The 13,498-nt window shown below is 71.1% G+C and carries 14 protein-coding genes; 8 read left to right on the top strand and 6 right to left on the bottom strand.

The window, feature by feature from the left end:
- Nucleotides 1–13 precede the first annotated feature (13 nt).
- Nucleotides 14–838 carry a PhzF family phenazine biosynthesis protein gene (locus FHU35_RS12915; protein WP_145738948.1) on the bottom strand — a complete coding sequence of 275 codons (825 nt, stop codon included), beginning with the start codon at nucleotides 836–838 and terminating at the stop codon, nucleotides 14–16.
- A 93-nt stretch (nucleotides 839–931) separates the two neighbouring features.
- Here FHU35_RS12915 and FHU35_RS12910 point away from each other — a divergent pair, with 93 nt between their 5' ends.
- Nucleotides 932–1,870 (top strand): NADP-dependent oxidoreductase, encoded by a 939-nt coding sequence (locus FHU35_RS12910; RefSeq protein WP_145738946.1) that lies wholly within the window; start codon nucleotides 932–934, stop codon nucleotides 1,868–1,870.
- Nucleotides 1,871–1,874: 4 nt separating this feature from the next.
- Here the strand turns inward: FHU35_RS12910 and FHU35_RS12905 are convergent, their stop codons facing one another.
- From FHU35_RS12905 to FHU35_RS29275, 3 genes are read right to left on the bottom strand one after another with little or no spacing between them, the layout of a single operon-like run.
- The gene (locus FHU35_RS12905; RefSeq protein WP_145738944.1) at nucleotides 1,875–2,831 is read right to left on the bottom strand and encodes an aldo/keto reductase; all 957 of its coding nucleotides are present in this window, start codon (nucleotides 2,829–2,831) and stop codon (nucleotides 1,875–1,877) included.
- Entirely contained in the window at nucleotides 2,828–3,580 is a 753-nt protein-coding gene (locus tag FHU35_RS12900; protein WP_222429359.1) for an SDR family NAD(P)-dependent oxidoreductase, read from the bottom strand. Before FHU35_RS12900 ends, FHU35_RS12905 begins: the two co-directional genes overlap by 4 nt.
- A gap of 38 nt (nucleotides 3,581–3,618) precedes the next feature.
- Nucleotides 3,619–3,780 carry a hypothetical protein gene (locus FHU35_RS29275; protein WP_186459399.1) on the bottom strand — a complete coding sequence of 54 codons (162 nt, stop codon included), beginning with the start codon at nucleotides 3,778–3,780 and terminating at the stop codon, nucleotides 3,619–3,621.
- Between the two features lie 165 nt (nucleotides 3,781–3,945).
- On the opposite strand from FHU35_RS29275, the gene FHU35_RS12895 reads away from it, so the two are divergent.
- The 5 genes from FHU35_RS12895 to FHU35_RS12875 all read left to right on the top strand — a co-directional run bounded on the left by FHU35_RS12895 (nucleotide 3,946) and on the right by FHU35_RS12875 (nucleotide 10,246).
- Nucleotides 3,946–4,962 (top strand): LacI family DNA-binding transcriptional regulator, encoded by a 1,017-nt coding sequence (locus FHU35_RS12895; RefSeq protein WP_145738942.1) that lies wholly within the window; start codon nucleotides 3,946–3,948, stop codon nucleotides 4,960–4,962.
- A gap of 146 nt (nucleotides 4,963–5,108) precedes the next feature.
- Nucleotides 5,109–6,416 carry an ABC transporter substrate-binding protein gene (locus FHU35_RS12890; RefSeq protein WP_145738940.1) on the top strand — a complete coding sequence of 436 codons (1,308 nt, stop codon included), beginning with the start codon at nucleotides 5,109–5,111 and terminating at the stop codon, nucleotides 6,414–6,416.
- Entirely contained in the window at nucleotides 6,413–7,384 is a 972-nt protein-coding gene (locus tag FHU35_RS12885) for a carbohydrate ABC transporter permease (RefSeq protein ID WP_145738938.1), read from the top strand. The genes FHU35_RS12890 and FHU35_RS12885 overlap by 4 nt, the downstream gene beginning before the upstream one ends.
- Nucleotides 7,377–8,216: a carbohydrate ABC transporter permease gene (locus FHU35_RS12880; protein WP_145738936.1), complete on the top strand. Its 840-nt coding sequence runs from the start codon at nucleotides 7,377–7,379 to the stop codon at nucleotides 8,214–8,216. Before FHU35_RS12885 ends, FHU35_RS12880 begins: the two co-directional genes overlap by 8 nt.
- A 95-nt stretch (nucleotides 8,217–8,311) precedes the next feature.
- On the top strand, nucleotides 8,312–10,246 hold the full coding sequence (locus FHU35_RS12875; RefSeq protein ID WP_145738934.1) for a cellulase family glycosylhydrolase: 1,935 nt from the start codon (nucleotides 8,312–8,314) through the stop codon (nucleotides 10,244–10,246).
- Nucleotides 10,247–10,348: 102 nt separating this feature from the next.
- Here the strand turns inward: FHU35_RS12875 and FHU35_RS12870 are convergent, their stop codons facing one another.
- Nucleotides 10,349–11,236 (bottom strand): CPBP family intramembrane glutamic endopeptidase, encoded by an 888-nt coding sequence (locus tag FHU35_RS12870; RefSeq protein ID WP_145738932.1) that lies wholly within the window; start codon nucleotides 11,234–11,236, stop codon nucleotides 10,349–10,351.
- Nucleotides 11,237–11,262: 26 nt separating this feature from the next.
- Nucleotides 11,263–11,457: a hypothetical protein gene (locus FHU35_RS29270; protein WP_186459398.1), complete on the bottom strand. Its 195-nt coding sequence runs from the start codon at nucleotides 11,455–11,457 to the stop codon at nucleotides 11,263–11,265.
- A 147-nt stretch (nucleotides 11,458–11,604) separates the two neighbouring features.
- On the opposite strand from FHU35_RS29270, the gene FHU35_RS12865 reads away from it, so the two are divergent.
- Both FHU35_RS12865 and FHU35_RS12860 read left to right on the top strand, forming a co-directional pair.
- Nucleotides 11,605–12,852, top strand: coding sequence for a sensor histidine kinase (locus FHU35_RS12865; protein ID WP_145738930.1), 1,248 nt, complete (start codon nucleotides 11,605–11,607; stop codon nucleotides 12,850–12,852).
- Nucleotides 12,840–13,496 carry a response regulator transcription factor gene (locus tag FHU35_RS12860; protein WP_145738928.1) on the top strand — a complete coding sequence of 219 codons (657 nt, stop codon included), beginning with the start codon at nucleotides 12,840–12,842 and terminating at the stop codon, nucleotides 13,494–13,496. The genes FHU35_RS12865 and FHU35_RS12860 overlap by 13 nt, the downstream gene beginning before the upstream one ends.
- Nucleotides 13,497–13,498: the final 2 nt, after the last annotated feature.

The following is a 13,498-nucleotide window of genomic DNA, read 5'->3' as shown; positions in this document are numbered from 1 at the left end:
CCGCAGCGGCACTTCAGATCGCCACGGTGCCGTCGACGCAGGTGACGGTGCTGCCTCCGACCCAGATCCGGTCCTGCTCGTCGGTGTCGATGCGGACCTGACCGGAGCGGCCGAGCGCGGTCCCCTGCCGCGCGGTGTAGGGGGCCGTCGTCCGGCCGGAGCTCAGCAGCCATTGGGCGAGGGAGGCGTTGAGGCTGCCGGTGACCGGGTCCTCGACGCAGCCACCCCCTCCCAGCGGCGCGAACGCGCGGACCTCGTAGCGGGCCGGACCGCCCTCCGGGTGCGGGCCGGCGACGCCGATGTGCAGCGCGTCCCGGAACCCCGGGTCCAGCGCGAGCACCGCGTCGGCGTCGGCGAGCAGCACGGCGACCCAGCCCGGGCCGTTGTCCGCCCACTGCGCGTCCACGATCTCGTCGACCGCGACCCCCAACGCCGTGGCGATGCGCTCCAGCAGGTCCGGTTCCACCGGTCCGGAGCGCAGCAGCGGCGGAGCCGCGAAGGCCAGCCCCTCGGCCGTGCGCCGCACCGTGACCAGCCCGGCTGCGCACTCCTGGACCGTCGTCTCGCGCTGCCCGTGCATCGCTTGCCACGCGTGACAGGTGCCCAGCGTCGGGTGCCCGGCGAACGGGAGCTCGGAGGACGGGGTGAAGATCCGCACCTGGTAGTCGGCACCCGCCGAGACCGGAGGAAGCACGAAGGTCGTCTCCGACAGGTTCGTCCACGCGGCGAAGCGCTGCATCTGCTCGTCCGAGAGACCCTCCGCGTCGAGCACCACCGCGACCGGGTTGCCGTAGTAAGGGGTGTCGGTGAAGACGTCGACCTGCTGGAACTTGCGCATGGGCACGACCTTAACCGGGCCCGCGCCGCTCACGTCGACGCGACCGAGCTGACGCCCCGGAATAACGAGCGGCCGGGCCAGGTTGTGATCACCATGCGCGTGGTGGGTTTCGCCGAGTTCGGCGGTCCGGAAGTCCTGAGCGTCCACGAGGTGCCGGAGCAGCACGCCGGTCCCGGCGAGGTGCGGGTCCGGGTGCGGGCGGCGGCGGTCAACCCGACCGACACCGCCGGTCGCGCGGGCTGGTTCCCCGATCGGTACCGCGAGCACGCACCGCCCTACGTGCCGGGCATGGACGCCGCCGGCGTCCTCGACGAGATCGGCGAGGGAACCGACACCGACCTGCGGGTGGGCGACGACGTGATGGCCATCGTCATCCCGTCCGGTCGGCACGGCGCCTACTCGGAGAGCCTGGTGCTGCCCGCGGCGTCGGTCGCCCGCGCCCCGGCCGGCGCCGGGCACGCCGCAGCGGCGACGCTGCCGATGAACGGGCTCACGGCACGGCTGGCGCTCGACCAGCTGGCCCTCCCACCCGGAAGCCTCCTCGCCGTGACCGGTGCCGCCGGAGCTCTCGGCGGCTACGTCATCCAACTCGCCAAGGCCGACGGCCTCCGGGTGATCGCCGACGCCAAGGCCGACGATCGCGATCTGGTGACCTCGCTCGGCGCCGACGAGGTCGTCGAGCGGGGCGAGGACGTCGTCACCCGCATCCGCGAGATCGCGCCGGACGGAGTCGACGCCGTCGTGGACGCGGCGGTCCTCAACGACCAGGTCGAACCCGCCGTGCGCGACGGCGGCGGCATCGCCACCGTCAGGTTCTTCACCGCGGAGGCCCCGCGCGGAATCCGGTACCACCCGGTGCTCGTCGCCGACTACTGGCAGGAGCGCGGCGAGCTCGACCGCCTGCGGCAGCAGGTCGAGGCAGGCGCGCTGACCTTGCGGGTCGCGGACACCTACCCGGCCGAGCGGGGTGCCGAGACCCACCGGCGGCTCGAAGCCGGTGGCACCCGCGGCCGGCTGGTCATCGAATTCTGATCGGTCAGCTCCCGGCCGACGCCAGGTCGGCCCACAGGGCGTCCGGCACCGGTGCGCGGAACAGCTCGGCGTTGCGGCGGACCTCCTCCGGTGTGCGGGCTCCGAGCACCACCGAGGCCACGGCCGGGTGCCGCGCGGCGTGGGCGATCGCGGCCTGCGGCAGCGCAACGCCGTGGCGGTGGCAGATCTCCACCAACCGCTGGGCTCTGGCCACCAGCTCCGTCGAGGCCGGACGGTAGTCGTAGACCGCGTTGCCCTCCGGGTCGTCGGTCGCCAGCAACCCGCCGTTGAACACCCCGGCCGCCAGCACCGACACACCGCGCCGCTCGCACTCCGCCAGCAGCGGCTCGCCGGAGTCGTCCAGCAGCGTGTAGCGCCCGGCCAGCATCACGGCGTCGACGTCGGTGTCGGTCACGAAGCGGCGCAGCATCGGCCACTGGTTCATGCCCACGCCGATCGCACCGATCACGCCCTGCGCGCGCAGCGCGTGCAGAGCCGGGTACGCCTCGTCGAGGACCTGCTCCCAGTGCTCGTCCGGGTCGTGCAGCAGCACGAGATCGATCCGGTCGAGCCCCATCCTGTCCGCACTGGACTCCAGGGAGCGCCGGACGCCGTCAGCGCTGAAGTCCCACCGCCGCGCGAAGTCCGCCGGAACGTCGAAACCGCCCGCCACGTCGCGCTTCCCGCTGGGATTCGCGACCGGTTCCAGCATCCTGCCGACCTTCGTCGACACCGAGAACTCGTGCCTGGGACGTCCGGCGAGCACCCGGCCGAGCCGTCGTTCCGCCAGCCCGAGCCCGTAGTGGGGTGCGGTGTCGAAGTAGCGGATCCCGGCGTCCCAGGCCGCCGCCACCGCCTGCGACGCCACGTCTTCCGGCACCGCGCGGTAGAGGTTCCCGATCACCGCCCCGCCGAATCCCAGTGCGCTCACCCGCACACCGGAGCCGCCCAGCGCGTTCACCTCCGCAACCGGAGGCCCTGCATGCCGCCGTCCACCGCCAGCGACGTTCCGGTGGTGGCGCCCGCGGCGGAACTCGCCAGGTAGGCCACCGCGGCGGCCACCTCATCAGCGGAGACCAGCCGGCCCGAGGGCTGGCGTGCGTTGAGCGCGCTCAACTCCGCGTCCGGATCGGACGCGGACGACAGCAGCCGGCGAACCCACGGCGTGTCGGCGGTTCCCGGGTTCACGCAGTTGACCCGGATCCCCTCGGCCAGGTGATCGGCGGCCATCGCCTGCGTCAACGACAGCACGGCGCCTTTGCTCGCGCTGTAGGCCGCGCGGTCGGGCAGGCCCGCGGTCGCCGCGATGGAGCAGGTGTTGACGATCGAGGCCGACCTCGACCTCCGCAGGTGTGGCAAGGCGGCCCGGGTCGTGCGCACGATGCCGAGGACGTTGACGTCGAAGACCCGTCGCCACTCGTCGTAGGAGTTGGTTTCCACCGTGCCCTGCGCGCCGATGCCCGCGTTGTTGACCAGCACGTCCAGGCCGCCGCACTGCTCGACGGCCCGCTCCACCGCCTCGCGCACCGCGTCCTCGTCGCTGACGTCGCACTTGAGTCCGAGGATCCCGTCGGGGACCGCGGCCGGGTCCAGGTCCAGCGCCGCGACCTTCGCACCGCGGCCCGCCAGCGTCCGCGCCACGGCCAAGCCGATCCCGGAGCCTCCCCCGGTGACCACGGCCGCCAAGCCCTCGAAATCCCCTGCGCTCACCGGTCAATCCCTCCGCTCGCCCGATCCTGCTTCGAGCTCTAGCAGGTCGAACGGCGCGGCACCAAGCGATCGTCGTCGGGCTCCGCCGGTTGGTGGGCGGAAGCCAGCACCTCGCCTTCGACCACGAAGACCCTGGTGCGCTCGAACCACGGGAAGTCCGCGGAGGCGGGCTCCGCGGGCGGCGTGTCGGGATCGGTCATGTCGTCCCGTCGGAAGCGTCGGCGATCGGGTTGACCGGATGCTACCGCTGCGTCTCTCCGGATCAGCGGGCGCGGAGCCCGTTTTCGCGTCCCGCGCGTGCGGACCTGCATACTTCGCGGGTGTTCGCCGGATCAGGCGAGGGCCCGCGAACGGAGGTGTGACGCGTGAAGCGACCGACGATCATCGACATCGCGCGCGAGGTGGGCGTGTCCAAGGCCGCCGTCTCCTACGCGTTGAACGGTCGCGGCGGGGTGTCGCCGGAGACGCGGGACCGGATCCTGGACGTGGCCGCGGACCTCGGCTGGCGCGCGAGCAGTGCGGCCCGGGCGTTGTCGAGCGACCGGGCCGCCACCGTGGGAGTGGTGCTCGCGCGATCGCCGGAGGTGCTGCGCACCGAGCCGTTCTTCATGCAGGTGGTCGCCGGGCTGGAACAGACCCTGTCAGCGCACGGGTTCTCGCTGCAGCTGGCGCTGGCCTCCGATCCGGCCACGGAGCTGGAGACCTACCGCCGGTGGTGGGCGGAGCGCCGGGTGGACGGGGTGCTGCTGACGGACCTGCGCGTGCAGGATCCGAGACCCGCGCTGCTGCGGGAGTTGCGGGTTCCGGCGGTGTTCTTCGGGACCGAGCGGCCGATGGCCGGGATTCCGGTGCTGTGGGTCGACGAGCACGACATCGCCGACAGCGCCATCGGGCACCTGGCCGCCCTGGGCCACCGCCGGATCGGCCACGTGCAAGGCCCGGAGGAGCTGCGGCACACGGCTCGCCGGAAGCGCGAACTGCGCCGGGCGGCGGCGGAGTTCTCCGGGGTGACGCTGGTGCCCGACCGCGGTGACTACACCGAGAGCGGAGGCGTGGCCGCCACCGCGCGGCTGCTGGACGCGCCCGAGCCGCCGACGGCCATCATCTTCGACAACGACGTGATGGCGGTCGCCTCGGTGGCCAGGGCCGAGGAGCTCGGAGTGCGGGTGCCTGCCGAGCTCTCGGTTCTGGCGTGGGACGACTCCATGCTGTGCCGGGTGGTTCGCCCTGCCATCACCGCGTTCTCGCACGACGTGGGCGCGGCGGCGGCGAGCGCGGCGCTGATGCTGCTGGAACTCATCGAGACGGGCGTCGCCGACGATTCGCGCCTGCAGCCCAGGAAGCTGATCGCCCGCGCGAGCACGGCTGCGGCCTCCGGGTGACCGCTGCGCCGACCGGAGCAGCCCGCGAACACCCCGAGTAACGAATCGGTCACGCCGAAACGCCCGACTCTTCTGCTTAACCGGTTAAGTCCCTAGTTTGAGCGGCGGACCCAACGACGGGTCCGACGAGGCCGAGGAGTCGTTTCGTGATCAAACGCTCACTCGCGGCGGTGTCGCTGATCGCGGCCCTGCTCGCCGGGACGCTGACGGGATGCGCGGGCTCGGCCGACGACCCGAACACGATCACCTACTGGGCCAGCAACCAGGGCAAGAGCGCCGAGCAGGACATGGAGATCCTGCACGACGAACTGGCGCAGTTCACCGCTCAGACGGGCATCCAGGTGAACCTCGAGGTCATCGGCTGGTCCGATCTGCTCAACCGGATCCTGGGCGCGGCGACTTCCGGAGTCGGCCCCGACGTGGTGAACCTGGGCAACACCTGGGCCGCGTCGCTGCAGGCCACCGGCGCGTTCGTGCCGTTCGACGACACCATGATGCAGCGCTTCGGCGGCCGCGAGCGGTTCCTGGACAGCAGCATGTCCTCGACGGGCATGGCAGGTCAGGTCCCGACCTCGCTGCCGCTGTACGGGCTGAGCTACGGCGTGTTCTACAACAAGAAGCTCTTCGCCGAAGCCGGGCTGGCGCCACCCCGCACCTGGGACGAGTTCACCGACGTGGCCAAGCGGCTCACCGATCCCGCACGCAACCGCTGGGGACTGACCCTGCCGGGCGCCAGCTACACCGAGAACTCCCACTTCGCCTTCATGTTCGCGCGCTGGGAGGGCGTCGACCTGATCACCGAGAACGGGCCGGAGTTCGACTCCCCCGGCGCGGTTTCCGCGGTCAAGCGCTACCTGGACCTGATGTCGACGCAGAAGGTGGTCAGTCCCAGCGACGCCGAGGAGGGCAACACCTCCAGCGCCGCCGAGGACTTCACCGACGGCGAGGCCGCGATGCTCATCGCGCAGAACAGCGTGATCCCCACGCTGGAGGACAACGGGATGTCCTCCGACGCCTACGGCGTGGTGCGACTTCCCGCACCCGACCCGCTGCCACCGGGCGGGACGCCCGCGCTGAGCCACGTGGCGGGCTCGAACGTCGCGGTGTTCGCCGACAGCCCCAAGCGCGAACAGGCGCTGGAGCTCGTGGAGTTCCTGACCAGCAAGGACATCCAAGCCTCCCTGAACAAGAAGTACGGGACGCTGCCGGTGGTCACCGACGCCTACGACGACCCCGCGTTCCACACCGAGCGCGACGAGGTCTTCTCCGACGTGCTGGCCCACTACTCCGAGCCCGCGCCGATGATCCCGACCGAGGCGCACTTCGAGACCACGGTGGGTTCGGCGATGCGCGACCTGTTCGCCGAGATCGCCACGGGCCGCCAGGTCACCACCGATGACGTGCGGGCGGCGCTGGCCGACGCCGAGCAGAAGATGCGAGGTACCGGAGGATGACCAGTACCGCTGCCCCCTCCCCCGCCCGGCCGACGGCACCACCTCCGACACCACCGCGGCGCAGGTGGACGCCGAGCCGGAAGCTCCTGCCCTACCTCCTGGTCGCCCCGGCGCTGTGCTTCGAGCTGCTGGTCCACCTGCTGCCGATGCTCGGCGGCCTGTACATGAGCGTGCTGGAGCTGACCCAGTTCTACCTGCGGGACTGGTTGAACGCGCCGCTGGCCGGGCTCGCGAACTTCCGGTTCGCGCTGGACTTCGACAGCGCCGTGGGCGTCACGCTGCTGCGCTCGTTCGCGGTGACGGCCGGCTTCTCGATCCTCACGGTCGGGCTCTCCTGGCTGCTCGGGGTCTTCGCGGCGACCCTTTTGCAGCGGTCGTTCCGAGGCCGCGCGGTGCTGCGCACCCTGTTCCTGGTGCCCTACGCGCTGCCGGTCTACACCGCGGCGATGATCTGGAAGTTCCTGCTGGACCAGGACGACGGCATGGTCAACGCGACGCTGGGCGGACTGGGCCTCACCGACGGCCAGACGTTCTGGCTGCTGGGCGACAACGCGTTCCTGGCGACGGTGGCGACGGCGACGTGGCGGTTGTGGCCGTTCGCGTTCCTGGTGCTGATGGCGGGGATGCAGTCGATCCCGCACGACGTCTACGAATCGGCCACCGTGGACGGTGCGGGGCTGTGGCAGCAGTTCCGCTCGATCACGCTGCCGATGCTGCGCCCGGTGAACCAGGTGCTCGTGCTGGTGCTGTTCCTGTGGACGTTCAACGACTTCAACGTTCCCTACATCCTGTTCGACAAGTCCGTGCCGAACGCGGCGAACCTGCTGTCGATCCACATCTACAACAACTCGTTCATCACCTGGAACTTCGGTCTCGGCTCGGCGATGTCGACGTTGCTGCTGCTGTTCCTGCTGGTCGTCACGGCCGGGTACCTGGCCTTCACATCGCGGAGGATGAAGGATGCCTGAGCCGAGGTGGTTCCGCGTCCTGCGGGTCGTGGGCCTGACGCTGCTGACGTTGTTCACCCTGGTGCCGCTGTACGTGATGGTGACCTCGGCCCTGAAGCCGCTGGGGTCCGTGCGGGACCGGTTCCAGTGGATCCCCGACGAGCTCACCTTCGAGCCCTTCGTGGACATGTGGTCGACGATCGACCTGGCGGACTACTTCATCAACAGCGCGATCGTGGCGCTGGGAGCCGCGCTGGTATCGCTGGCGCTGGCGATCCTGGCGGCCTACGCGGTGAGCAGGTACCGGTTCCGGGGCCGCGACGGCTTCCGGATCGTGGTGCTGTCCACGCAGATGTTCCCGGGCATCCTGTTCCTGCTGCCGCTGTACCTGATCTACGCGACGATCGGGCGCTACACCGGGATCGAGCTCTACGGCAGCCACCTCGGGCTGATCGTCACCTACCTCACCTTCTCGCTGCCGTTCGCGATCTGGATGATGGTCGGCTACTTCGACACCATTCCGCGCGATCTCGACGAGGCCGCGCTGATCGACGGTGCCAGCCCGCTGGGTGCGCTGTGGCGGGTCGTGCTGCCCGCGGCGCGTCCGGGCATCGCCGCGGTCGGCATCTACGCGTTCATGACGGCCTGGGGCGAAACGCTCTTCGCGTCGATCATGACCGACTCCGACTCGCGGACGCTGGCGGTCGGGCTGCGCGAGTACTCCACCGAGACCTCGGTCTACTGGAACGAGGTGATGGCCGCCTCCTTGGTGGTCAGCATCCCGGTGGTCATCGGTTTCCTGGCGTTGCAGCGCTACCTCGCGCAGGGGCTGACAGCGGGCGCCGTCAAGTGACGCAGCCGGTCGCGGGGCGCTGATCCGCGACCGGTCTCCGACGCACCGCGCGGTGTCGCACGCCGTGCAGGTTCCACCACTGCGAAAGGTTCTCCATGCGACGCAATTCCGCCAAGGTGACCGTGGACGGACGGCCTCAGGTGTGGCTGGGCGCGAACTTCTGGTCGCGCACCGGTGGCCCGCTGATGTGGCGCCACTACTCCCCCGAGGTCGTGCGCGAGGAGCTGCGCGTGCTCCACTCGCACGGCCTGCGGCAGACCCGCTCGTTCTTCTACTGGCCGGACTTCATGCCCGAACCGGACACGGTGGACGAGGAGAAGGTGGCGCACTACCAGGACTTCCTGGACGCGCACACCGAGATCGGGATGACGTCGATCCCCACCTTCATCGTCGGCCACATGTCCGGCGACAACTGGGACCCGCAGTGGCGGGGTGGCCGGGACCTCTACGCCGACGTCTGGCTGGTGTCCCAGCAGGCGTGGTTCGTGCAGCGGATGACCGAGCGGTTCGCCGACCACCCTGCGGTGGCCGGCTGGTTGCTCAGCAACGAGATGCCGATCTACGGCCGGTTGCGGCACGAACCGAAGGCGCCGACCGAGCACGTCAGCGCGTGGTCCCGGCTCATGGTGCAGGCCGTGCGCGCCGGTGGCGGGACTCAGCCCGTGTCGCTGGGCGACGGCGCCTGGGGCATTGAGGTCACCGGGGTCGACAACGGGTTCTCGGTGCGCGAGACGGGCGCGATGGTGGACTTCGTGGGCCCGCACGTGTACCGGATCGACAGCGACCCCGTGCGCCAGAACCTGATCGCCGCGTTCATCTGCGAGTTGTCCGCGGTGGCGGGCAAACCGGTGGTGCTGGAGGAGTTCGGGCTCTCCAGCGACCAGGTCTCGCCGGACAACGCGGCGCACTACTACCGGCAGACGCTGCACAACTCGCTGCTGGCCGGTTCGACGGGCTGGGTCGCCTGGAACAACACCGACTACGACGACCTCATCGCCCAGGGGCCCTACTCGCACCACCCGTTCGAGATGCACTTCGGCATCACCGACAGCACCGGAGCGCCGAAACCCCCGCTGCGGGAGCTGGCCGCGTTCGCCGAGGTGCTGGAGCAGGTGGACTTCGCCCGCTGCGAGCGCAGCGCTGCCCGCGCCGGGCTGCTGGTCACCGAGTATCTCGAGCGCGGTTATCCCTTCACCCAGGATGACGACCGGCCGCTGATCTTCGACACGCTGCACCAGGCGTACGTGGCGGCGCGAGAAGCCGACCTGCCGGTGGGTTTCGTGCGGGAGCGCGATGGCATCGACGACGACTGCGACCTCTACCTGCTGCCGTGCGTGAAGCAGATCCAGGGACCGACCTGGCAACGGCTGCGCGAGCGGGTCGACGAGGGCGCCGTGCTGTACCTGTCCTACACGGCGGGCGAGGTCGGCCACCACCGGCAGCCGTGGATCCCCTACTTCGACGAGACCTTCGGCGTGCGCAAGCAGATCACCTACGGCGTGGTCGACGAGGTCGCCGACGACGAGGTGCGCTTCACCTTCGCCGAGGACTTCGGCGGCATCGAGGAGGGCGAAACGCTGCGGTTCCGGGTGTCGGGCAACGAGCACAGTCGCGCGTTCCTGCCGGTCGTCCCGGACGGCGCGAAGGTCGTCGCCACCGACGCGCACGGCAACCCCGCGCTGCTGCGCCGCTCCTCGGGCCAGGGCGAAGCCGTGTTGTGCACCTACCCGGTCGAGCTGTTCGCGGCCCGCAGCACCAGGGTGAACCCCGACGACTCGCACCGGCTCTACGCCGCGCTGGCCGACATCGCCGGTGTGGCCAGGGAGGTCGTGGTCGACGACCCCCGGGTGTTCGCCGACGTCCTCGTGCACCAGGACGGACGCCGCTTCGCGTGGCTGGTGAGCCAGCACCCGGGCGAAGCGACCGCGACTCCGCGCACCGCGGGCTCGCTGCGGAGCCTGGCAGGCGAGCCCGTGTCGGAGGTGACCCTGGCGCCCTACGGCGTCGTGGTGGTCGAGCTGAAGTCCTGACAGTCGTGGGTCGGCCTCGACCGCTCGGGGGGTCGAGGCCGGCCCGCCTCGGAGTGATCGTGCGGGCCGGCCGCCTGCGCCGACGGCCGGCCCGCACGGTGGTCACGCCTCCGCGAGATCCTCGGTTCGAGGGGCGGATTCCGCCGGGGCGTAACCGAGCCGGCCGCGGGTGGCGATGATCGTGACCACCGCGGCGACGGTCGAGGCGATGAGGGTGATCCGCGTGACCGAACCGCCGTCACCGCCCGGGAAGATCTCCGACCAGGTGGTGGAGAAGTAGTTGTTCACGCTGATGTGCAGCAGAGCGGCCACCGGCAGGCTCTCGCCGGTCCGATTGAACACCCACGTCATCACGACGCTGATGGCCGTGGCCAGGCCGCAGAACTCCACCACCTCCACCACGCTGAACTCCGGCCACCCGCCCCACTCGGTGAAGAACAGCGGCAGGTGCCAGGCGCCCCACAGCGGCCCGAGCAGCAGCGTCCCGCGCAGCGGGCCGTACTTCGGCTGCAGGTAGGGCAGGGCGAAGTCGCGCCACCCGGGTTCCTCGGCGAGGCCGGTGGTGGACAGCTGGAACACCATCCCCACGACGAACGCGACGAGCACCGCCGCAGCGGGCATCCGCCAGTCCCCCATGATCGGCAGGCTGGTGATGGTGAGCGCTGCGGGAACCCCGGCCAGGACTCCGACGTACCAGAACCAGTGCACCCGCCAGCGGGCCACGCGTCCCACCCACCTGCGCAGTCCCGGCCTGCCACCGATGATCGCGGTGAGCGCGAACGCCGACAGCAGCGGTCCGGCGTAGGCGCCGGGCAGCACGCCGAGCAGCTGCGTCGTGCCCGCGATCCGGGGGTAGTCGATCGCGAGGACCCCGATCCCGTTGCGCGAGAGCACGTAGGGGGTCCACACCAGCCAGCTGAGGCCGAACGACAGCGCGAAGAACCACGCGATCGGCCGCTCGGCGATGTGCGAGCGCAGTCGAGAGGGCATCGTTCTCCTCGGTGTGCGAAGGGGATTCATCGTCGCCGGTGCTGGGCGAACAGGGCGATCGCGCAGGCGGTGGTGAGCAGCCCGAGCCCCAGGGGCACGACCGGCGGCCGGGCGGCGAACGAGGTCACCGCGTTGGTCAGCACGCAGACCGCGAAGGTCAGCCACAGCAGGGCCTTCAGCTTGCCGGACATCCTCATCGGCCCGCCGGAAACCCTCGTCACGATACGAGGTGCGTCGTCTTGCATGGCGGAAAAGCTAGTCGCGGCCGAGCACCCGAACGATCCCGCTGAGGGGACTTCCGGTGGTACAGCCAGCACTACCGCGCGGACGCGGTTGCGGCCGATAGTGTTTCGCGTCGAGGAGGTGCCATGTCATCGCAGGAGGCCCAGCGCAGGCTCGCTCGCCGCGCCCGCGTCACGTTCGACTCCCTCGAGCACGTGGTCGCCGGGCTGGGCACCTCGGTGCTCGCGCTGATCGCGTTGCTGCTGGTCGTCGTGTGCGCGGGGATGAGCCTGGTGGGCGCGGGAATCCTGCTGGCCCCGCACGCTCTGCGACTGGTCCACGTGGTCGCCGAGCAGGAGCGCACCCGGCTCTCCCGCTGGGGCCCGGACGTGATCAGCCCCGGCCCGGTTCCCCCGGGCCTGCTGAAGGCGTTGCGCACGCCGGCGGTGCGGCGCGAGCTCGCCTGGGTCGCGGTGCACGGCGTGACGGGATTCGTGCTCGGCGTGCTGGGGTTGACGCTGGCGCTGAACACGGTCCGGGACGGCACCTTCCCGTTGTGGTGGCACCTGCTCCCCCCGGCCGATTCCACGGCATCGCTGGGACTGTGGCAGGTGCGCGACCTCTCGGGGGCGTTGCTGGTGTCGCTGATGGGCCTGGGCTGGGTGGTGGCGTGCCTGCTGTTCCTGCCGGGAATGGCGCGGTTGCAGGCCCTTCCGGGACGCCGGTTGCTGCACCTGGGATCGGAGGCCGACCTGGCGACGCGGATCGCGCACCTGACCGCCACCCGGGCCGCCGCGCTCGACGCGCACTCCGCGGAGCTGCGGCGCATCGAGCGCGCCTTGCACGACGGCGCCCAGAACCGGATCGTGGCGGTGACCGTGCTGGTCGGTGCTGCGCGCCGGGCCGTCGAGCGCGACCCGCACGACGCGGAGGCGATGCTCGGGCGCGCGCAGGACTCCGCCGAGGAAGCGCTGCGCGAGCTGCGCGCGGTGGTCCGCAGCATCATGCCGCCCGTGCTGCAGGACCGGAGCCTGTCCGATGCGCTGACCGCGCTGGCGGCCGACTGCCCCGCCGAGTGCAGCATCGACGCCGACCTGCCGGGCCGCTGCGCGGCTTCGGTCGAGGCTTCGGTCTACTTCGTGGTCGCCGAGGCGCTGAGCAACGTCGCCAAGCACAGCGGGGCGCGCACGGCCTCGGTGCGATTGCGCCGCTGCGACGACGACCGGATGCGGGTGCTCATCACCGATGACGGGCGCGGCGGTGCGGATGCGCGCGGCGGGACCGGGTTGACGGGGATCCGCCGCCGGGTGGAGGCCCACGACGGAACGTTCGATCTGGCCAGCCCGGCGGGCGGGCCGACCACGGTGGAGGTGAGCCTGCCTTGCGGATTGTGATCGCCGAGGACGATCCGCTGCTGCGCGAAGGCGTCGCGCTGCTGCTGCGCGCCGAGGGGCTGCAGGTGGTCGCCACGGCAGGTGACGCGGCCGGGTTCCTCGCGGCCGTGGACGAGCACCGGCCGGACGTGGCGGTGGTCGACGTGCGGATGCCGCCTACGCACACCGACGAGGGCATCGTGGCCGCGGTGCAGGCGCGCGCCGAACATCCGGAACTGGCCGTGCTGGTGCTGTCGGCCTACGTGGAGCAGGCCTTCGCCACCGAGCTGCTGGCCTCGGGCAGCGCGCGGCTGGGCTACCTGCTCAAGGAGCGGGTGGGCCGCGTCGAGGAGTTCATGTCGGCGTTGCACCGGGTGGCCGGGGGCGGGACGGCCATCGATCCCGACGTCATCGCCCAGCTGCTGACGCGCACGCACCCCGGCCCCGGCCTGGACCGGCTGAGCCCGCGCGAGCGCGACGTGCTCGCGCTGATGGCGGAGGGGCTGGGCAACGCGGCGATCGCCGAACGCCTGGTGGTGACCGATGGCGCGGTGCACAAGCACATCCGCAGCATCTTCGCGAAGCTCGACCTGCCACCGGACGACCGCGCGGACCGGCGCGTCACCGCGGTGCTGCGGTACCTGGAGCGCTCCCGGACGCGATGACG

This window comes from Saccharopolyspora dendranthemae, assembly GCF_007829955.1.
GTDB classification, from domain to species: Bacteria; Actinomycetota; Actinomycetes; order Mycobacteriales; family Pseudonocardiaceae; genus Saccharopolyspora; species Saccharopolyspora dendranthemae.
This window is presented reverse-complemented; position numbering and strand designations above follow the sequence as displayed.

Bases quoted from the DNA above. Each gene is read 5' to 3' on its own strand.
- FHU35_RS12915 (WP_145738948.1), bottom strand. From the start codon at position 838: ATGCGCAAGTTCCAGCAGGTCGACGTCTTCACCGACACCCCTTACTAC.
- FHU35_RS12910 (WP_145738946.1), top strand. From the start codon at position 932: ATGCGCGTGGTGGGTTTCGCCGAGTTCGGCGGTCCGGAAGTCCTGAGC.
- FHU35_RS29275 (WP_186459399.1), bottom strand. From the start codon at position 3,780: ATGACCGATCCCGACACGCCGCCCGCGGAGCCCGCCTCCGCGGACTTC.
- FHU35_RS12885 (WP_145738938.1), top strand. From the start codon at position 6,413: ATGACCAGTACCGCTGCCCCCTCCCCCGCCCGGCCGACGGCACCACCT.
- FHU35_RS12880 (WP_145738936.1), top strand. From the start codon at position 7,377: ATGCCTGAGCCGAGGTGGTTCCGCGTCCTGCGGGTCGTGGGCCTGACG.
- FHU35_RS12875 (WP_145738934.1), top strand. From the start codon at position 8,312: ATGCGACGCAATTCCGCCAAGGTGACCGTGGACGGACGGCCTCAGGTG.
- FHU35_RS12870 (WP_145738932.1), bottom strand. From the start codon at position 11,236: ATGCCCTCTCGACTGCGCTCGCACATCGCCGAGCGGCCGATCGCGTGG.
- FHU35_RS12865 (WP_145738930.1), top strand. From the start codon at position 11,605: ATGTCATCGCAGGAGGCCCAGCGCAGGCTCGCTCGCCGCGCCCGCGTC.